We start from the raw sequence: 18,800 nt of genomic DNA, 5'->3' as shown, positions 1-18,800 counted from the left end.
ACCCCCTGGGCACGTTGCGGCAACGTGACCCTAACGGAGTAGGGAGCCCCGCGTGGTGAAGACCGACGTGAAGTGGTCTCCGCCATGCGACCTACACGCGGCCGTCGGCCCTTCGCCGCCTCGCGACCTCGGCGAGCAGCACGCTCGCGGCCACCGACGCGTTCAGCGACTCGACGCCGGGCGCCATCGGGATCGACACGGTCACGTCGCAGTTCTCCCGCACCAGCCGCGAGAGGCCACGCCCCTCCGAACCCACCACGATCACCAGGGGGTCGGTGGCGAGGTCGAGCGAGTCGATCTCCAGCGTCGCGTCGGCGTCCAGCCCGGCGACCATCAGGCCCTCGGAGGCCCACGCCTGCAGCTGCCGGGTGAGGTTGGTCGCGATCGCGACGGGCAGCCGCGCCGCCGTGCCCGCGCTGGTCCGCCACGCCACGGCCGTCATGCCCGCGCTGCGCCGCGCCGGGAGCAGCACGCCGTGCGCGCCGAACGCGGCCGCCGAGCGGATCACCGCGCCGAGGTTGCGCGGGTCGGTCACGCCGTCGAGCGCCACGATCAGCGGCGCCTCACCTGAGTCCCTCGCCATGGCCAGCAGGTCGTCCGGATGGGTGTACTCGAACGGCGGGACCTGGAGCCCGAGACCCTGGTGCACGGCGCCGCCGGTCTTGCGGTCCAGCTCGTCCCGTGGGACCTCCAGGATCGATATCCCCTTGTCCGCGGCCCGGTGCACGGCGTCCTTGACGCGGTCGTCCGCGTCGATGTTGAGCGCCACGTAGAGCGCGGTCGCGGGTACGTTGGCCCGCAGCGCCTCGACCACCGGGTTGCGGCCCGCGATGATCTCGGGACCCTCGGCCTGCTTCTTGGCGACGTTGCGCTTCTTCTCGGCCCGCGCTGCCGCGGCAGCGGCCTTGCGCTGTGCCGGGTGCCCCTTCCGGTCCTCGGCCCTCGGCGTCGGGCCCTTGCCCTCGAGCCCCTTTCGCCGCTGGCCGCCGGAGCCGACGACCTGGCCCTTCTTCGTGCCGGTCTTGCGAATCGCGCCCCGGCGCCGGGAGTTGCCTGCCATCTCTCAGTCTCTCACTGTCCACAAGGGACCATTGGGGGTGTCTTCCACCGCGATACCGGCAGCGGTCAGCTGATCGCGGATGGCGTCGGCCCTCGCGAAGTCCTTGTCCTTGCGGGCCTGCTGCCGTGCCGCCAGCATCCCTTCGATGAGCGTGTCGAGCGCCCTGGTGTTCGAGCCCCCGGTCTCCGCCCACTGCTCGGACAACGGGTCGAGCCCGAGCACGTCGGTCATCGCCCGCACGGTCTCGGCCAGCTCCAGTGCCTTGGCCGAATCCACCGCGTCCAGAGCGGCGTTGCCGTCGCGCACGGTGTTGTGCAGCACGGCGAACGCCTGCGGCGTGCCGAGGTCGTCGTCGAGCGCCGCGGTGAACTCACCGGGGAGGCGTCCGATGTGGACCTCGCCGGCCGTGCCGGCGACGCGCCGGAGGAACTGCTCGATGCGCCGGTAGCCCTGGGCCGACTCCGATAGCGCGGCGTCGGAGTACTCGATCGTCGACCGGTAGTGCGGCTGGATGAGGTAGTACCGCAGCTCCACCGCGCGGTAGCGGCGCAGCATCTCCGGAATCGAAACGACGTTGCCGAGCGACTTCGACATCTTCTCGCCCGAGAGCGTCACCCAGGCGTTGTGCAGCCAGAACCGCGCGAACGGGTCGCCCGCGGCGTTGGACTGCGCGCGTTCGTTCTCGTGGTGCGGGAACACCAGGTCGACGCCGCCTCCGTGGATGTCGAACTCGGCGCCGAGGTAGGTCGTCGCCATCGCGGAGCACTCCAGGTGCCAGCCCGGCCTGCCGGAACCCCACGGGGTCGGCCAGGACGGCTCACCGGGCTTGCTGCCCTTCCACAGGGTGAAGTCCCGTGGGTCGCGCTTGCCCTCGGCCAGCGTCTCGCCCTGCTGGACCTCGTCGAGCCGCTGCCCGGACAGCGCGCCGTAGCCGTCGAAGGAGTTCACGGCGAAGTAGACGTCGCCGCCATCGGCGTAGGCGTGGCCCTTGTCGATCAGCCGCTGCATCAGCTCGACCATCTGGGTGACGTGGCCGGTGGCGCGCGGCGCGATCGACGGCGGCAGGCAGCCGAGTGCCGTGTAGGCGTTCTCGAACGCGCGCTCGTGGGTCGCGGCCCACTCCCACCACGGCCTGCCCGCGTCGGCGGCCTTGGTGAGGATCTTGTCGTCGATGTCGGTGACGTTGCGGACCATGAGCACGTCGAGTCCACTGTGGACCAGCCAGCGCCGGAGCACGTCGTAGTTCAGCGCGCCCCGGACGTGGCCGATGTGCGGAATGCCCTGGACGGTGGCCCCACAGACGTACATGGACGCCGTTCCACTGCGCGCGGGGTGGAACTCCCGCACGTCCCTGGTAGCGGTGTCATAGAGATGTAGGACCACGAAGAAATGGTACGGGTCAGAGCACGGAGTGCTCGCGCAGGGCGGTCAGCAGCCCGTCGCCGCGCTCGCTCGTCGGCAGTGGGTCCACCAGCGCGAACGGGCAGCCCAGCGCCCTTGCCCCGCCGTCTGCCTCGTCGCTGTCGCCGACCATCAGCGTCTGCTCGGGGGCCGTGCCGAGCCGGTCGAGCAGGTTCCGGAAGATCGCTGGGTCCGGCTTGATGGCCCCCACCTCGAACGACAGCACGAACTCGTCCACGTACTCGTCGAGCCCGCGCTCGCTGAACGCAGGCCGGATGTCGAAGGCGATGTTGCTCAGCACGCCGATGCGCACGCCCTTGCCCGCGAGCGTCTTCAGCGCCTGCTCGGTGTCCGGGTAGGGCGTCCACTCGGAGGGGTCGATGAGGCGGTCGTAGAGGGCCTTGGCCTGCTCCACGCGCGCGACTCCGGACTGGCGCAGCACCTCCATGTACACCTTGTTGTGCATCGCGGGGTCGAGGTCGCGGTTCTCCCAGGCGTGCCAGTGCTCGTCGTCCAGGTCGACGGTGAGCGTGACCGGCGCGGTCATCCGGCGCATCATCTCGGCCTGCGCCTCCACGTCGAGCGGGTCGCCGTCGTGGTCGGTCACATCGCTCAGCCAGGTCTCATTCTGCTCGAGTCGGAAGAGAGTGCCGGAGAAGTCGAACATCACTGCCTGAATCGTCACAGATCCAGGTTACCCGCTACCGGGGGAGCAGCAGTGCGGTCGCGATCGCGGCGATGCCCTCGCCCCGGCCGGTGAGGCCGAGCCCGTCGGTGGTCGTGCCGGACACGCTCACGTCGCCGCCCACGGCCTCGCCCAGCACGCGCTGCGCCTCGTCCCGGCGAGTGCCGATACGGGGCTTGTTGCCGATGACCTGCACCACCGCGTTGCCGACGCGGTAGCCCGCATCCTCGACGAGCCTGCGGGCCTCGGCCAGGAACGCCACGCCGTGCGCACCCGCCCATCGCGGGTCGCCGGTGCCGAAGACACCGCCGATGTCGCCCAGCCCCGCCGCGGACAGCAGCGCGTCGCACAGCGCGTGGGCGGCCACATCGCCGTCGGAATGGCCGGCGCAGCCGTCGACGCCCTCCCAGCGCAGCCCGGCGATCCAGCACTCCCGGCCGGCCTCGATCGGATGCACGTCGATGCCCTGACCGATTCTCACTGGCGTTTCTCCGAGGTCAGCAAGGCCTCGATGACGGCGAGGTCGAACGACGTCGCGAGTCGCATGGCGTGGGGGTGTCCTGCGACGGTGTGCACTTTGGCCCCCAGCCCGGCGAGCGGCTCGGCAGGGTCCGCCTGGCGCAGCACGTCGGCGAGAAAGCCTTGCGGGGTCTGGGTGAAACGAAGTTTCGAGCGGTCACGGGTGCCGCACACGATGTCGTCGGAGTCGACGAGCTTGATGGTGTCGGTGACGGGCTCGACGGGGACCGCTGCGAGCGCCCCGGAGCGCACCGAGTCGACGACCGCCCGGATGGTGCCGGCCGGTGTGAAGGGTCGCGCCGGATCGTGCACGAGCACCACGTCCGACGCTGTCGCCGAGCAGGCCGCGAGCGCCGACCGCACCGATTCGGCACGGCCGGCACCCCCGGCGACTACTCGTACCCGCGTGTCCGCGACCGATTCGAGCACGGTCTCGTACGCGGTCAGATTCTGCGGCGGGCCCGCTACGACCACCCGGTCCACGCAGCCCGAGTGCAGCAGGCCTCGAACGGCATGCGACAACAGCGGTTCACCCCGGAAATTGATCAACGCCCCGGAAAGGCGGTGGTCGTGCTCCTCGAGGGGAACCAGTGCGATGACGTTCAGGGTTGCTAGACCGCCGCGGTTTCCAGAACCTCGTCGAGGAGCACCTCGGCCTTGCCCTCGTCGGTGCCCTCGGCGAGCGCCAGCTCGCTCACCAGGATCTGTCGCGCCTTGGCCAGCATCCGCTTCTCACCAGCGGAAAGGCCACGGTCCTTCTCACGCCGCCAGAGGTCGCGCACCACTTCGGCCACCTTGTTCACATCGCCGGAGGCGAGCTTCTCGAGGTTGGCCTTGTACCGACGCGACCAGTTGGTCGGCTCGTCGGTGTGAGGTGCGCGCAGCACGTCGAAGACGCGGTTGAGACCGTCCTGGCCCACGACATCACGCACGCCGACGATCTCGGCGTTGTCAGCGGGAACGCGAACGGTGAGATCTCCCTGCGCGACCTTGAGGACGAGGTATTGCTTTTCCTCGCCCTTGATCACGCGTGTCTCGATCGCTTCGATGAGTGCGGCACCGTGGTGCGGGTAGACGACGGTCTCTCCGACCTTGAAAACCATGTGTCCTCTGCCCCTTTCGCTGTATCCAGCTTAGCACGGAGCATCCAGGGCTAACCAGCCACCCGCGCTCGTCCTCGCAGGTCAGTGGCCTGATCAAGGGTCGCCCGGGGGTTGACAAACCGCCGATTCGCATACTCACGCAGGTGGGCGCGGACGCGTTTCCCGGGATTAATGGAATCCATTGTGGACGTTTGATCTTGGGTTGTGGGGTGGGTCGCACCACTCGAGCGGCCACCACGTCGCGCCCGGAATATGGCGCCGGGATAGTCTGCGCGGCAGGGCAGGTCCTTAGCTAGGAGGGACTCGGAAGTGAAACGTCGCATGCTGGGCTCGGCCGTTCTCGGTCTCGGTGCCGCGTTGCTCGTCGCGGGGTGCGGGGCGGGGCAGATCACCCAGACCGACACCCAGGAGGCGGCGGTCAACGGCGCGTCGGCCGAGGTGAAGGACATCGCGATCCGCAACGCCGAGCTCGCCTATCCCGAGGGCGTGCAGCCCGCGGCCTACGTCCAGGGCTCCGACGCCGAGGTGCTCATGAGCATCGTCAACCGGAGCGGCCGCAACGACGAGCTCGTGTCGGTCTCCTCCGACGCCGCGGCCAACGTCTCCGTTCAGGGCGCCCGCGCGGTCCCGGCCGGAACGGCGCTGTCGATCGGGCCGGACGAACCCGGCGCCGGCAGGCAGCTCCAGGGCGAGATCGTGCTGGAGGGCCTCAAGCGCGAGATCCGGCCCGGCCAGACCATCACGGCGACGCTGACCTTCCGCGAGGCGGGCCCTGTCGAGGTCGAACTGCCCGTGATGGCCCCAGCGGAGCCGAGGGTCGCCGAGGAAGGACACGGCGAAGGCGGTCACTGACGCCGGTTTGTCGGTGCCCCCGGCTACGGTCTCCGCGTGGTCAAGAAGGGGTCCAGCAGCTACCGCTGCGCCGAATGCGGTCTCGAGGTCGCGAAGTGGGTCGGTCGCTGCCCGGAGTGTCAGGCGTGGGGGACGATCGAGGAGCGCGGTGACACGCGCCCGCCCATCGCCCGCGTCGCGGCAGGAGCGCCGAGTGCGCCCGCGCGGCCCATCGCCGACGTCGACGTGGAGAGTTCGCGAGCGCGTCCCACCGGTGTCTCAGAGCTGGACCGAGTGCTCGGCGGCGGGCTCGTGCCCGGTGTCGTCGTGCTGCTGGCCGGCGAGCCGGGTGTCGGCAAGTCGACCCTGCTGCTGGAGGTCGCCTGCCAGTGGGCGGCCGAGGGCGCGGGGGCCGCGCTGTACGTCACGGGCGAGGAATCCGCCGGCCAGGTGCGGCTGAGGGCGGAACGCACCGGCAACGTCCACGGTGAGATGTACCTCGCCGCCGAGAGCGACCTCTCGTCGATCCTCGGCCATGTCGACGACGTCAAGCCGGGCCTGCTGATCGTCGACTCCGTGCAGACGATGTCGTCGCCGCAGGTCGACGGCGCTCCCGGCGGGGTAACCCAGGTGCGGGCCGTGACGGCGGGGCTCGTCGCGCTCGCCAAGGAGCGGGGCCTGCCCGTGGTGCTCGTGGGGCACGTGACCAAGGAGGGCTCGGTCGCAGGCCCCCGCGTGCTGGAGCACCTGGTGGACGTGGTCCTGCACTTCGAGGGCGACCGGCACTCGACGTTGCGCATGGTCCGGGGGGTGAAGAACCGCTTCGGCGCCGCCGACGAGATCGGCTGCTTCGAGCTGCGCGACGACGGCATCATCGGCGTCCCGGACCCGTCGGGACTGTTCCTCAACCGGCACGCTGAGGCGGTGCCCGGCACGGCCGTGACGGTGACCGTGGAGGGCAAGCGGCCGCTGCTGTGCGAGGTGCAGGCCCTCGTCGGGCGTTCCCACCTCAACCAGCCGAGGCGCGCGGTGAGCGGGCTCGACTCGGCGCGGGTGAGCATGGTGCTCGCGGTGCTGGAGAAACGGGGCGGCGTGCTGCTCGGCGACAAGGACGTCTACACGGCCACGGTCGGCGGCATGAAGGTCACCGAGCCCGCCGTCGATCTCGCGGCGGCGCTGGCGGTCTCGTCGGCGTTCAGCGACGAGGCGCTCTCTCCCCGGCTCGTCGCGATCGGCGAGGTGGGGCTGGCCGGTGAGGTTCGCAGGGTCACGGGGGTCGGCAGGCGGCTGGCCGAGGCGGTGCGGCTGGGGTTCACGCACGCGCTCGTGCCGCCCGACCCGGGGCCGCTGCCGGACGGCATCAAGGCGCTGGAGGTCGGCGATCTCGCGAGTGCGGTGCACGCGGTGAGGTACGTGCCGGTGAAGTGACGAGGAGGCGGCCGGGGAGTCCCCCGACGACCTCCCGGCCGCCTCGTTGCCGGTGAGACGCGGCCGGGTTCTGTCGGTGGCGCGGCGTAGGCTCCGATGTGATGTGACTCACATGGAGGTGACCATGGAAACCCTGCTCGCCATCGGCACGCGCAAGGGCCTCTGGCTCGCGCGAAGCCGGGACAGACGGCACTGGGACGTGTCCGGCCCGCAGTTCCCGATCGCGGACGTGAAGGCGATCGGCATCGACACGCGGCGCGCGACGCCACGACTGTCGGCAGCCGTGCTGAACAGCCATTTCGGGCCCACCGTCGTCACGAGCGACGACCTGGGGGAGACGTGGAGCGAGCCCGACGACGCGCCCGTCTCCTTCCCCGAGGACACCGGGGCCGCGCTGGAGGGCGTGTGGCAGTTCGCATACGGGCCCGAGCCTGACGTCGTGTACGTGGGCGTGGAGCCGACTGCGCTGTTCAAATCCGTCGACGGCGGCCGGACGTACGAGTTCGTGCGGGGCCTGTGGGACCACCCGCACCGGGAGCACTGGATGCCGGGCGGTGGGGGCAAGGCGCTGCACACGGTGCTGCCCGACCCTCGGAACCCGGCGCGCGTGAACGTCGCTATGTCCACCGGCGGGGTGTACCGCACGGAGGACGGCGGCGAGAGCTGGACAGCGTCGAACAGCGGGATCTTCGCCGAGTTCATGCCGGAGGGACAGCAGTACCCGGAGTACGGCCAATGTGTGCACAAGGTGGCCGTGGACGCCGTGAACCCCGACCGGCAGTACCTGCAGAACCACGGCGGCGTGTACCGGAGCGCCGACGGTGGGCGCAACTGGGAGTCGATCGCCGAGGGCCTGCCCGCCGACTTCGGGTTCCCGATGGTCGCGCACCCGACGCGGTCCGAGGTGATCTACTCGTTCCCGCTCGAGTCGTCGATGATGCGGTTCCCTCCGCAGGGCCGATGCCGCGTGTACCGCAGCGAGGACGCGGGGAGTTCCTGGACGGCGCTGTCCAAGGGCCTTCCCGACGTCGGCTTCTGGTCGGCAGTGATGCGTGACGCGATGTGCGCGGACAACGCCGACCCGGCGGGCGTGTACTTCGGCTCGCGCTCCGGGGAGGTGTGGGCCAGCGCCGACGAGGGCGACGCGTGGGCGCAGGTGGCAGGCCACCTGCCCGACGTGTTCTGCGTGCGCGCCGCGGTGATCTGAATGGCCTCGGTGGGACTGCCGTCGATGCTGCGCGGGCTGGCGGGCGGGGCGTCGCACGTGGAGGTGGCGGCGGGCACGCTGGGCGCGGCGCTGGACGTGCTGGGAGAGCGGTATCCGGCGCTGGAACGGCGACTGCGGGACGAGCGGGGAGCCCTGCGCCGGTACGTCAACTTCTACGTGGACGGCGAGGAGTGCCGCCGCCTCGCCGGCCCGGCAACCCCGCTGCAACCACATACCGAAGTGGTGATCATCCCCTCAGTAGCCGGCGGCTGACCGAGGAACCCAATCGCCCCCCAAGGCCACCTTTGTTGCGTTCAACGCAACAAAGGTGGCCTTGGGGGCGGGAGAGCTGAGTTGTTCACATCACCCCGTTTATCCACAGCCCGGGAGACCAAGAGTTCCGCGCGGATGGGTGTGCGATCCACGCTTGGCAGGTGAAAAGGGGACGCTGGGCTGCTAGGCCCGATATCTTGGCGGAACGCAGCCGCCTTGGAGTCGTCAGAGCCGCCGTGCTCCAAGAGGCGGAACTGCAGAGGAGCACCGTCTACCGGCGGTGTCTCCCGGGCGGGCCGTGGCAGCGACTCCTACCTGGCATCATCCTGATGCAGAGCTCGGCGCCAACCGATGAGCAACTCGCGGTCGCGGCGTTGCTGTACGGAGGCCCGGACAGCCTCCTGACTGGAGTTGAGGCGTGCTGGCGACACGGGCTGCGTGTGGGCGACTTGCGCGATCGGCGACTCCACCTTCTCGTGCCGCACAAGCACAAACTCCTCAGCAGCGGGTTCGTGATTGTCGAGCGCACACATCGAATGCCCTTGCCAGTGTTCCGGGCTGGACTTCCTCTTGCGCCGACGAGAAGAGCCGCACTGGACGCCGCCCGGTTGCTGAGGGCAGAGGAACCAGCAGCGAAACTCCTCATCGAAGCCATGCAGCGCGGTAGCTGCACTGTCGACGAGCTGTCCGAGGAACTCGAGCAAGGCGGGCAACGGGGTAGCGCGATTCCCCGGCGGCTGTTGAAGGAGATCGCCCAGCTTCGGTCGGTCGCAGAACTCCACGCTCGACACCTTGTTCGGAAGCTATCCGTAGGGCCGACCCATTGGAACGCGTCTCTCTACGGCCCTGCTGGTCAGTATGTCGGCTGCCCGGACGCTTGGTGGGACGATGTTGGGCTCGCATGGGAAATCGACTCGGTCGACTTCCATTTCTCGCGCTTCGACTACGCCCGCACCTTGCAACGCAACACGAAGTACGCGGCAGCCGGCGTCACTGTCGTCCAGACGTTGCCGTCTCGGCTCCTCCACGAACCCGGAGGGGTCCTTGCCGAGCTCGAAGCGGCGTACCGAGCGGCGGCGGCCCGACCCCGGCCCCCTGTCCGGGTTGAAGCCGTAGCCGCGTGAGGCGTTCTCAAAGCCCCCAAGGCCACCTTTGTTGCGTTCAACGCAACAAAGGTGGCCTTGGGGGCCGGTTAGGAGCAGGCGAAGGGGTTACTGGGCTGCTAGGAGGCGGGCACAGCGGATCAGGCCGATGTGCGAGTACGCCTGCGGGTGGTTGCCCAGCGAGCGTTCCGCGATCGGGTCGTACTGCTCCGGCAGCAGGCCCGTCGGGCCCGCCGCGTCGACCAGCTGCTCGAACAGCTCCTGCGCCTCCGTGCGGCGGCCCGTCAGCAGGTACGCCTCGATCATCCACGCCGCACACAGGTGGAAGCCGCCCTCGCCGCCCGGCAGGCCGTCGTCGCGGTGGTAGCGGTAGACCGTCGAGCCGCTGCGCAGTTCGGCCTCGATCGCCGTCACCGTCTGCTGGAACCGCTCGTCCTGCGGGTCGAGCAGCCCGGACAGCCCCACGAACAGCGACGCCGCGTCCAGATCCGTGCCGTCGTAAGCCGTGGTGAACGCCTTGACCTCCGGGTTCCAGCCCTTCTCCAGCACGTCCGCCGCGATCTCGTCGCGCAGCTCCGGCCAGCCCGCCGGGACCGGCCGGTCGTAGATGTCGGCGAGCTTGATCGCCCGGTCCAGCGTCAGCCAGCACATCACCCGCGAGTACACCCGGTGGCGCGGCATGTGCCGCTCCTCCCAGATGCCGTGGTCGGGCTCGTTCCAGCGCCGCTTGACCGCCTCGGCCATCGCGCGCACCATCTGCCAGTCCTCGTCGCGCAGCATGCCGCGCGCCTCCGCCAGCATGACCACCAACTCGACCACCGGGCCGAACACGTCGAGCTGCACCTGGTGGTTCGCCAGGTTGCCGACGCGCACGGGGCGCGAGCCCTTGTATCCCGGCAGCGAGTCGATCACGGCCTCGGCGCCCAGTTGTGTGCCGGCCAGGGTGTACAGCGGGTGCAGGCGCTCTGGCCCGGCGAGCGTCGACAGCACGCCGTGCAGCCAGCGCAGGAAACCGTCGGCCTCCTCCAGTGAGCCCAGCGTCACCAGCTCACGCACCGTCATGGCGCCGTCGCGGATCCAGCAGTACCGGTAGTCCCAGTTCCGGACGCCGCCGATCTCCTCGGGCAGCGACGTGGTCGCCGCGGCCATCACGCCGCCCGTGTCGGCGTCGGCGAGCCCGCGCAGCGTCAGCGCGGAACGGGCCACCAGTTCCGGCTCCACCGTCGGCAGCTTCAGCGTCATCGCCCACGAGCTCCAGTACTCACCGGCCCTGGCGCGGCGGTCCAGCTCGGGCAGGTCGTGAGGGCCGAGGTCGGTCGTCCCGCAGCGCAGCTCCAGCACCACCGGCCTGCCGGGCTCGGGCTGCACGAGAGCGCTGGCCGTGTCGTGCAGGCCGTCGCTGGTGATCTCCCACTGGACACCCGGTGCGCGCAGCACGAACGGTTCCGACGTGCCGAGCACCCGCAGGCCGTCCTCCTCCGGCAGCAGCCGCACGGGCACGCCACCGAACTCGGGGCGCGGCGCGAACACGATCGACGCCGCCGCCTCACCCGAGATGACGCGCACGATGTCCGTGCGGTGGGTGGGGCATTCCGGCTCCATGTAGTCGGTGACCAGCAGGCGCGACCAGCGCGTCTCCACCGTCATCGTGTTGGGCAGGTAGCGCTGGCCGAGCGGCAGCCCGTTGCGGTGCGGCTTGATCGAGAAGTGGCCCGCGCTCTCGCCGCCGAGCAGGTCGGCGAACACGGCGGGCGCGTCCGGGCCGGGGTGGCACAGCCAGGTGAGCTTCGCGTCCGGTGTCAGCAGCGCCACGGAGCGTTCGGAGGCGAGCATCGACAGTCGCTCGATCGGCGGAGACTGCTCGCCGTAGAGCCAGTTCCGCCGCTCCTCGAGCATGAACGCGAGCACGGTGGCGACCTGCTCTGGATCGTCCACGTTGTACTGGGCAAGGCTTTCGCCGTCGCCGACCTTGATGCCGAGGTCGGGGCCCGCGAGCCGAGCGAACGCCTTCTCGTCGGTGACGTCGTCGCCGATGAACACGGCCGCCGTGGCGCCCACCTGGTGCCGGAGGGTGTCGAGCGCGGCACCCTTGTTGGTCTGGACAACCGAGAGCTCGACGACCTCCTTGCCGTCGGTGGTCGACACGCCCTCCCACGTGCAAGGTCCATTGTGGACGGCGTCGACGATGCGCTCGGCGTCCTCGCGCGAGGCGCGGCGGACGTGCACGGCGATGCTCGCCGGCTTCACCTCCAGCGACGCGCCCGCGACGCCCTCGATGAGCCGGTCCAGCTCCTCCTCGATGCGGCGGTGCAGGTCGCGGGCCTGCGCGTCGAGCTCGTGGACGAAGCCGATGTCGAACTCGGAGCCGTGGCTGCCGACGAGGTGCACCTCGGAGGGGAGGCGGGACAGGGTGGCGAGGTCACGCAGCGCGCGGCCGGAGATCACGGCCGTGGTGGTCTCGTGGAGGCCGGCGAGTGAGCGCAGCGCTCCGACCGACTCGGAACGAGGGCGTGCCTCGTCCGGATTCTCCATGATCGGCGCCAACGTGCCGTCGTAGTCGCAGGCGACCAGCAGGCGCGGCGTCCGGGCGATCTGCATGATCGCGCGCCGCAGCTCAGCGGGCAGGGCCTCGGCTGTCAACACTCCTCCTCAAGGAGTTCGCAGTGGTCTGGGGAGTCAGGCGGCCGTCTCGGACCCGAGAGCTTCGAGGAACGAGCGCGCCCACCTGTCGACGTCGTGCGTCAGGACCTGACGACGTAAGGCGCGCATCCTACGCCGACCTTCCGCGGGGTCGAGCGTAATAGCCTGTTCCAGCGCATTCTTCACCCCGTCCAGGTCGTGCGGGTTGACCAGGAACGCGCTGCTCAGCTCGGCCGCGGCGCCGGCGAACTCGGACAGGACGAGCGCCCCGCCGAGGTCGTGCCTGCACGCCACGTACTCCTTGCAGACCAGGTTCATGCCGTCACGCAGCGGGGTCACCACCATGACGTCGGCGGCGGAGAAGAACGCCGCGAGCTCCGTCCGGTTGACCGATTGGTGAAGGTAGTGCACGACCGGGTGACCCACGCGGGCGAACTCACCGTTGATGCGGCCCACCATCTGCTCGATCTCCCCGCGCATGCGCTGGTAGTGCTCCACGCGCTCGCGGCTCGGGGTGGCGAGCTGGACGAACGTCACGTTCTCGGGCTTGACCCTGCCCTCCTGCAGCAGCTCGTGGAAGGCCTGCAGGCGCAGGTCGATGCCCTTGGTGTAGTCGAGGCGGTCGACGCCGAGGAGGATCGTCTCCGGGTTGCCGAGGTCGCTGCGGACCTGAGCGGCCCGGTCGGCAACGGCCTTGGTGCGGGCGAGCGAGTCGAGCCCCGCGGCGTCGATCGAGATCGGGAACGCGCCGACGCGAACGGTGCGGTCGCCCACCTGCACCATGCCGGGTCTCGAACGGACGCCGACCGAACCTCTGCTGGGCTCCAGGCCGATCAGCTGCCGGGCCAGCCACAGGAAGTTCTGCGCGCCGCCCGGCCGGTGGAAGCCCACGAGGTCGGCGCCGATGAGCCCGCGCACGATCTCCGCTCGCCACGGCATCTGCATGAACAGCTCGACCGGCGGGAACGGGATGTGCAGGAAGAAGCCGATCCGGAGGTCGGGCCGTAGCTCGCGGAGCATGCTCGGCACGAGCTGGAGCTGGTAGTCCTGCACCCACACGGTGGCGCCCTCGCCCGCCACCGCCGCGCTGGCCTCGGCGAAGCGCCGGTTGACGCGGACGTAGCTCTCCCACCAGCCTCGGTCGAAGATCGGCCTGGCGACCACGTCGTGGTAGAGCGGCCACAGCGTGGCGTTGGAGAAACCCTCGTAGTAGTCGCGGACGTCGGTGGAGGTGAGTGTCACCGGATGGAGGACGAGTCCGTCGTCGCTGAACTCGTCCACCTCGACGTCCGGAACCCCGGGCCAGCCCACCCAGGCCCCCTTGCGGGAGCGAAGGAACGGCTCCAGCGCGGACACGAGACCACCGGGGCTCTGTGTCCAACGCCGAGTGCCGTCTTCAGCACGGTCGAGGTCCACCGGTAACCGGTTGGCGACGACGACGAACTCGGCGCGTGCTTCGGACTTCGTGGCTGTCGCGGGCATGTGAAAACACTATCGCGATGTGCTTACTCCAGACGGCTTCCAGCATCCAGCGGACCGGCCATCCGGGGGCCGGCGAGTTTGCGCTCGAGCCTGCCGAGGCCGGTGCGCAGCGGCTGCGCGAGCCACTCGCCGAGCACCACGCCCGCGGCCAGTGCCAGGCCGATTGCGACCGCCTCCATGAGCTGGGTCGCCGTGCCGAAGTCCGCCAGCTGCGAAAGGCCGCGGTACGTCGCGAAACCGGGAAGCAGTGGCGTGATGCCGGACACAGCGACCACGAGCGGGGTCACCCGCAGCCTGCGGGCAAGCACGCCGCCGCCGAGACCCACCAGGGTGGCGGCGAGGGCGGAGGCGATGATCTGGCTGGAGTCCGTCATCGTCAGCGCCCCGTAGGCACCCGCGCCCACGGCGCCCGCCGCCGCCGCAACCGCCATCGGGCGCAGGCTGGAGTACGACGCGAGGGCGAAGCACGCGGCCGCGCCGCTACCGGCGAGGATCACGATGGGCAGGTTTACGGCCGTGAGCGCGTCGATCGCGGGGATCGGCGTGCGCTCGACGCCGAGGCGTTCCGCGAGCCCGATCGCCGCCGCGACGCCGGTTATCAGCCCGGCACTCATCAGCGCGACCTCGAGACTTCGGCCCGCCGCCGTGACGTAGTAGCCGGTGATCGCGTCCTGCACCGCCGACACCGTGGAGAGCCCGGAGAGGAGCACGGTCAGTGCCGCGGCGACCACGAGCGTCGGCCGGTCCTCGGGGATGATGTCGAGGTTGACGAAGGTGATCGCCGCCAGCGTGGCGACGAACCCGCCGACCACCTGCTGGAAGAAGAACGGCAGCGACAGCTTGTTCAGGATGCGGCCGACGCGGTCGACGACGGCGCTGATCACGAACGCGACCATCGCCGCCCAGCCCGAGGCGCCCAGCAGCAGTGAGATCGAGGCCGCCATGCCGCCCCAGGCAAGGGTGGACACCCAGCGCGGGTACGGGTGCTTCGCGTTGGTGATGCGGTGCAGCTCGGCGTAGCCCTCCTCCGCGCTGATCGTGTTGCGCAGGAGCCGCTGCACGAGGCGCTCGGTGTCGGAGAGCCGCGTGTAGTCGAGGCTGCGCGCGCGGACCACGCGCACCGCCGTCACGGGTGAGAGGTCGCTGCCTCGATGGCAGCTGACGGTGATGGACGTGAAAATGACGTCCACCTCACAGTGGGGTAGACCGAGGGCGCGTGTCAGGGCAAGGATCGTCGCGGTCACGTCGGAGGCGCCCGCGCCGCTGGCCATCTGGACCTCGCCGATGCGGACGACGAGGTCGAGGACCAGATGCAGGGTCGCTTCGTCGGGGAGTTCGGGGCCCATGGTCGCGGGGGGCTCGACCACGGGAAGCTCGCCGGTCGGCGCTTCGAGGATGTGCCAGGCTCGCTGGCGCAGCATGCGGCCGCGCTGTTGCCGTGGGACTCGCTTCTCTGCCCGCTCCTCGGCCGGTGCTTCCAGGATCTGCCACGCGTGCCGGCGGTTCAGCGCCGTTTTCGCGCGCGGCCGTAGTTTCATCAGCCACCTCCTTACTGGTTTCCCGCGCGTAGCATCGACCGGCGCGCTCCGGCCGTTGCATGCTGACCACCGTGGCGTCCGCCACGTTTTTCGTTGACCGCGACCGGCGACCAATCTAACTTTCCGCCGGCCGTGCGGCAGTCGGGCGAACACGCGCGGCCGGGCGCTCTCGGGCGAGCCGGTGGCGGATATAGTGGGCCCGCGCTCGTGTGTCCGCGAGCCAGGCCGGTATAGCTCAGTTGGTAGAGCAGCTGTCTTGTAAACAGCAGGTCGCAGGTTCGAGTCCTGTTGCCGGCTCCATCCAGATTACGTTCTGACGTGGGAAAACGTGCCCAGTTGACCTGTGACGTGCACCCTCTGCGCTGAGGTCCCGAAGTCCGCGCGGCCTTCGTCCGGCGGTCTCGCGGTCCTCACCGGGTTGGAGCCGCCGCGAGCTGAACGCCGGCCGGCTCACTGTCCTTTCCGTCTTGTCCGCTCCAGAAGTTCCTTCGCGCCGTCGATCTCACGCTCGACGTCGGGGCGCAGTGCCCGGCGCAGGAGCGGCTCGGTCAGCCAGCGCAGCGCGGGCGGGAAGCCGATCTCGATCGACCTGGTCACTTTCGTGCCGTCCTCCGCGGGCTCGCAGACGAAGCTCGCCGCGAAGGTGGAGAGCCTGCGGACGAGGCGGTTGTGCGGCGGCGGGGCGTACTCGATGTCGACCCGCTCGCCCGGGGTGAGCCGCATCCGCGAGACGACCTTCGGCGCGGGCCCCGGCAGGCCGGGCAGCCGCGAACGGAACTTGAACTGCGTGATGTCTCCGTCGCGGCGCACCCAGTCGATGCGTCCTAGCTTGTCGTCGATCTGCGCGTACCGCTCGGCGTCCATCACCAGCGCGAGGAATTCCTCTGGCGTGCACCGGACGGTCCGCTCCACCGTCACTCGAGCCATGGTAAGAGAGTACTCTCTTTCTATGGCTCGAACAACGCCCGGCGAGACGCGGCAGCGCATCCTCGACGAGGCCATCAGGCTCTTCGCCAGCCGCGGCTACGACGCGACGTCGGTCGTGGACATCCAGGTCGCCTGCGGGCTCACGCGTGGATCCGGCGCGCTCTACAAGCACTTCCCCTCGAAGAAGGCGCTGCTCGAACACGCCGTCACGCGCAACGTCGAGACGCTCGCGAGGAAGCACGCCGAGGCGGTAGCCGAACTACCCACGGACCCGAGGGAGGCGCTGAAGCTCCTCGCGGACGTCGTGTGGACGGTCATGGACAGCGAACGGGACCTGATCAGGATCATGATCCGCGAGTTCGGTGGCTTCCCGGAGCTGTTCGAGCGGATGTGGCAGGGCGTGCTCGCCCACCTCTACCGCGTCTGCGGCGAGTGGATCGCCGGACTGTGCGAGCGGGGCGAGGCGGAGGTGGCCGATCCGGACGCGACGGCGGCCGTGCTCCTCGCGTCGCTGACCTACTACCCGATCCTCGACACGCTCATCGGCCACACGCCCGGCGACACGGACCCCGAGCGGTTCCTCGCCGCGTGGTTCGACCATGCGGCTGCGGCGCTCCGGCTCGACCAATCGAACTCGACCGCCGGTGGGCCCCGCTGACGCCCCGGACCCGGGAGGCTTCCTCGAGCGGTTCAACCGGAACAGAGCCTCACCACACCGACCAGCCGCCGTCGACGACCCATTCGGCACCGGTGACGAACGCGGCGTCGTCGGAAGCGAGGAACTCCACCACGGCGGCGACGTCGTCGGGAGTGCCGAGCCGCCGCAACGGCGTCGCGTCACACAACAGCTGGGCCAGCTCGGGACTGACGTCGTGCTCGGGAGTCTTGATCGTGCCGGGCGCGACGGTGTTGACGCGGACGTTCCAGCGAGCGGCGACGACCGCGAACTCGCGAGTCAGCGCCGCCAGCCCGCGCCCGACGTTGACCACGGAGCCGCCGGTGTGCCCCGCCTGCTCCATGGCCCATCCGCAAAGTGCCCGGACGGTTCGTGGGTCTTCGTGAGGCCCAACGTTGACGAGAAGCGCGATACTCTCGGTCATGCTCGTCGCGAGGGAGGTCAACCTGTGCCTGCCGTCCTGGCTCGCGACGTCACATGGGCACACCGCGATCGTGCAGGCGGATGCCGAGGTCGACTTGGCCGTCATCGTCAGCTCGGTCTCGTCGGGTCCGGCTACCAGGCAGTCCCACCCGGACTCGGCCAGCCTGAGCGCGATCGCGCGGCCGAGGTAGTGGCCGCCATCGGTCACCACGGCGAGCCTTCCGGGCGGGGAGTCCCGGCTGGAACGCAACGGCGCGTCCTGCGGGCATCGGTCGCGCATGGGGCTCCTCGGGAACGCGGGATTCCGGGCCGATGCCACAGTGTTCCCGTGCGCGACTGCCGAGGGCAGGAGCCGCCTTCCGCTGGCCGGTCAGCGGGTTCACCCACATGAGCGGTTAGACGGTTGCCGCCCCGGGGCCTCGGGCACTCGCTCAGTACCTGGATCCCCATCGGGTCAGTGACAACGGCAACCGAGAGGAACCGTGATCATGACCCACACCATGAGGCCGGACGATCTTGTCGACAGCACGGTCGTCGACGAGCGCGGAAGCAAGATCGGCAAGGTGGGCACCGTCTACCTCGCCGACGACACCCACGAGCCCGAATGGGTCACGGTGCGGACCGGCATGTTCGGACAGAAGGAGAGCTTCGTGCCTCTCCGTGGCGCCAGCCTCGACTCCGACGGGCTCCACGTCCAAGTCGCGAAGGACAAGGTGTCCGACGCGCCGAGGATCGACGCCGACGGGCACCTCTCGCAGGAGGAGAGCGTCGAGCTCTACCGCTACTACGATCTGCCCGCGCCTCGTAGCACCATGGAGAACGCCCGCCGTGGCAAGGACGACCGCCAGTCGATGGCAGGCATGCAGGGCATGGGCACGCGCTCCGACACCGGGCTGTCCAACCAGTCGGGCCAGGCGCCCGAGTCCATGACACAGACCGGCCCCAGCGGCAGGCACGCGGCCGCCCAGCAGACCGGGCAGGCGACCGGACAGACGACCGCGCGGTCCGGTCAGCAGGCCCAGGGCCAGCGCATGGCGGGCGCCGACAGCCTGCGCGGCCAGCAGCGGGACCGTTCGAGTGCCACCGCCGGCGAGACGATGACGCGCAGCGAGGAGCAGCTCAAGGTCTCCACCGAGCAGGTCGAGACCGGCCGCGTGCGCCTGCGTAAGCACGTCGTCACGGAGGAGCAGCGGGTGAGCGTGCCCGTCAGCCACGAGGAGGTGCGGATCGAGCGCGAGCCTATCACCGACGGCGTCCACGACGGCAAGGCCAAGATCGGCGAGGAGGAGCAGGAGGTCGTCCTGCACGCCGAGCGGCCCGTCGTGAAGAAGGAGACGGTGCCGGTGGAGCGTGTGCGCATCGGCACCGAGCAGGTCACCGAGGAGCAGACCATCACCGACGAGGTCCGCAAGGAGCAGATCGAGGTCGACGACGACTCCGCCAAGAAGGACCGCCGGCAGCACTGAGGTCCGCGTCCTCGACGGTGCACGGCCCCGGCCGTGCA

The 18,800-nt window shown here is 70.0% G+C and carries 18 protein-coding genes, 1 tRNA gene and 1 pseudogene; 8 read left to right on the top strand and 12 right to left on the bottom strand.

Translation table 11 applies throughout. The annotated features are described in order from the left end of the window. Positions 1-91 precede the first annotated feature (91 nt). The 6 genes from rlmB to DI005_RS20435 are packed head-to-tail and all read right to left on the bottom strand — an operon-like array spanning position 92 to position 4,768. Positions 92-1,060, bottom strand: a complete 969-nt coding sequence (gene rlmB, locus DI005_RS20460) for a 23S rRNA (guanosine(2251)-2'-O)-methyltransferase RlmB (RefSeq protein WP_112264837.1) — start codon at positions 1,058-1,060, stop codon at positions 92-94. A gap of 3 nt (positions 1,061-1,063) precedes the next feature. Continuing rightward, positions 1,064-2,443, bottom strand: a complete 1,380-nt coding sequence (gene cysS / locus DI005_RS20455) for a cysteine--tRNA ligase (protein WP_113643166.1) — start codon at positions 2,441-2,443, stop codon at positions 1,064-1,066. A gap of 16 nt (positions 2,444-2,459) precedes the next feature. Further along, complete coding sequence (locus tag DI005_RS20450) at positions 2,460-3,146, bottom strand: HAD family hydrolase (RefSeq protein WP_113643165.1); 687 nt, start codon at positions 3,144-3,146, stop codon at positions 2,460-2,462. A gap of 16 nt (positions 3,147-3,162) precedes the next feature. Next, positions 3,163-3,627 carry a 2-C-methyl-D-erythritol 2,4-cyclodiphosphate synthase gene (ispF, locus tag DI005_RS20445; protein ID WP_112264831.1) on the bottom strand — a complete coding sequence of 155 codons (465 nt, stop codon included), beginning with the start codon at positions 3,625-3,627 and terminating at the stop codon, positions 3,163-3,165. Further along, positions 3,624-4,271, bottom strand: a complete 648-nt coding sequence (locus DI005_RS20440; protein WP_369973604.1) for a 2-C-methyl-D-erythritol 4-phosphate cytidylyltransferase — start codon at positions 4,269-4,271, stop codon at positions 3,624-3,626. Before DI005_RS20440 ends, ispF begins: the two co-directional genes overlap by 4 nt. 5 nt (positions 4,272-4,276) lie before the next feature. Continuing rightward, positions 4,277-4,768: a CarD family transcriptional regulator gene (locus tag DI005_RS20435; RefSeq protein ID WP_009156479.1), complete on the bottom strand. Its 492-nt coding sequence runs from the start codon at positions 4,766-4,768 to the stop codon at positions 4,277-4,279. 309 nt (positions 4,769-5,077) lie between these two features. Here DI005_RS20435 and DI005_RS20430 point away from each other — a divergent pair, with 309 nt between their 5' ends. The 5 genes from DI005_RS20430 (at position 5,078) to DI005_RS20410 (ending at position 9,631) form a co-directional block, all read left to right on the top strand. Beyond that, a complete protein-coding gene (locus DI005_RS20430) occupies positions 5,078-5,620 on the top strand; it encodes a copper chaperone PCu(A)C (protein WP_228714031.1) in 543 nt (180 codons plus the stop codon). Positions 5,621-5,656: 36 nt separating this feature from the next. After that, the gene (gene radA / locus DI005_RS20425; protein WP_113643162.1) at positions 5,657-7,027 is read left to right on the top strand and encodes a DNA repair protein RadA; all 1,371 of its coding nucleotides are present in this window, start codon (positions 5,657-5,659) and stop codon (positions 7,025-7,027) included. 112 nt (positions 7,028-7,139) lie between these two features. Then, on the top strand, positions 7,140-8,234 hold the full coding sequence (locus DI005_RS20420; RefSeq protein WP_233520217.1) for an exo-alpha-sialidase: 1,095 nt from the start codon (positions 7,140-7,142) through the stop codon (positions 8,232-8,234). Next, positions 8,235-8,507, top strand: a complete 273-nt coding sequence (locus DI005_RS20415; protein WP_112264824.1) for a MoaD/ThiS family protein — start codon at positions 8,235-8,237, stop codon at positions 8,505-8,507. A gap of 161 nt (positions 8,508-8,668) precedes the next feature. After that, entirely contained in the window at positions 8,669-9,631 is a 963-nt protein-coding gene (locus DI005_RS20410; RefSeq protein ID WP_233520216.1) for a hypothetical protein, read from the top strand. A gap of 87 nt (positions 9,632-9,718) precedes the next feature. On the opposite strand, the gene otsB is transcribed toward DI005_RS20410, so the two are convergent. The 3 genes from otsB to DI005_RS20395 are packed head-to-tail and all read right to left on the bottom strand — an operon-like array spanning position 9,719 to position 15,270. Further along, positions 9,719-12,250, bottom strand: a complete 2,532-nt coding sequence (gene otsB / locus DI005_RS20405; protein WP_113643161.1) for a trehalose-phosphatase — start codon at positions 12,248-12,250, stop codon at positions 9,719-9,721. 36 nt (positions 12,251-12,286) lie between these two features. Continuing rightward, positions 12,287-13,732: a trehalose-6-phosphate synthase gene (locus DI005_RS20400; protein WP_112264820.1), complete on the bottom strand. Its 1,446-nt coding sequence runs from the start codon at positions 13,730-13,732 to the stop codon at positions 12,287-12,289. 23 nt (positions 13,733-13,755) lie between these two features. Further along, a complete protein-coding gene (locus tag DI005_RS20395; RefSeq protein ID WP_112264819.1) occupies positions 13,756-15,270 on the bottom strand; it encodes a threonine/serine exporter ThrE family protein in 1,515 nt (504 codons plus the stop codon). 224 nt (positions 15,271-15,494) lie between these two features. Here DI005_RS20395 and DI005_RS20390 point away from each other — a divergent pair. Next, positions 15,495-15,570 (top strand) — tRNA-Thr (locus tag DI005_RS20390). Between the two features lie 150 nt (positions 15,571-15,720). On the opposite strand, the gene DI005_RS20385 is transcribed toward DI005_RS20390, so the two are convergent. Then, positions 15,721-16,197 carry an SRPBCC family protein gene (locus tag DI005_RS20385; protein ID WP_113643160.1) on the bottom strand — a complete coding sequence of 159 codons (477 nt, stop codon included), beginning with the start codon at positions 16,195-16,197 and terminating at the stop codon, positions 15,721-15,723. 22 nt (positions 16,198-16,219) lie between these two features. Here DI005_RS20385 and DI005_RS20380 point away from each other — a divergent pair, with 22 nt between their 5' ends. Next, positions 16,220-16,855, top strand: a complete 636-nt coding sequence (locus DI005_RS20380) for a TetR/AcrR family transcriptional regulator (RefSeq protein ID WP_113643159.1) — start codon at positions 16,220-16,222, stop codon at positions 16,853-16,855. 49 nt (positions 16,856-16,904) lie between these two features. On the opposite strand, the gene DI005_RS39045 is transcribed toward DI005_RS20380, so the two are convergent. After that, complete coding sequence (locus tag DI005_RS39045) at positions 16,905-17,216, bottom strand: SDR family NAD(P)-dependent oxidoreductase (RefSeq protein WP_233520215.1); 312 nt, start codon at positions 17,214-17,216, stop codon at positions 16,905-16,907. Between the two features lie 105 nt (positions 17,217-17,321). Further along, a pseudogene (locus DI005_RS39725) lies at positions 17,322-17,576 on the bottom strand (hypothetical protein); the annotation flags it as partial. Positions 17,577-17,784: 208 nt separating this feature from the next. On the opposite strand from DI005_RS39725, the gene DI005_RS20370 reads away from it, so the two are divergent. Beyond that, positions 17,785-18,762, top strand: a complete 978-nt coding sequence (locus tag DI005_RS20370; protein ID WP_113643157.1) for a DUF2382 domain-containing protein — start codon at positions 17,785-17,787, stop codon at positions 18,760-18,762. Positions 18,763-18,800 lie beyond the last annotated feature (38 nt).

The organism is Prauserella sp. PE36 (assembly GCF_003311655.1).
GTDB classification, from domain to species: Bacteria; Actinomycetota; Actinomycetes; order Mycobacteriales; family Pseudonocardiaceae; genus Prauserella_A; species Prauserella_A endophytica.
Note: the sequence above shows the minus strand (reverse complement) of the source record. Positions and strands in the feature narration are given on the sequence as shown.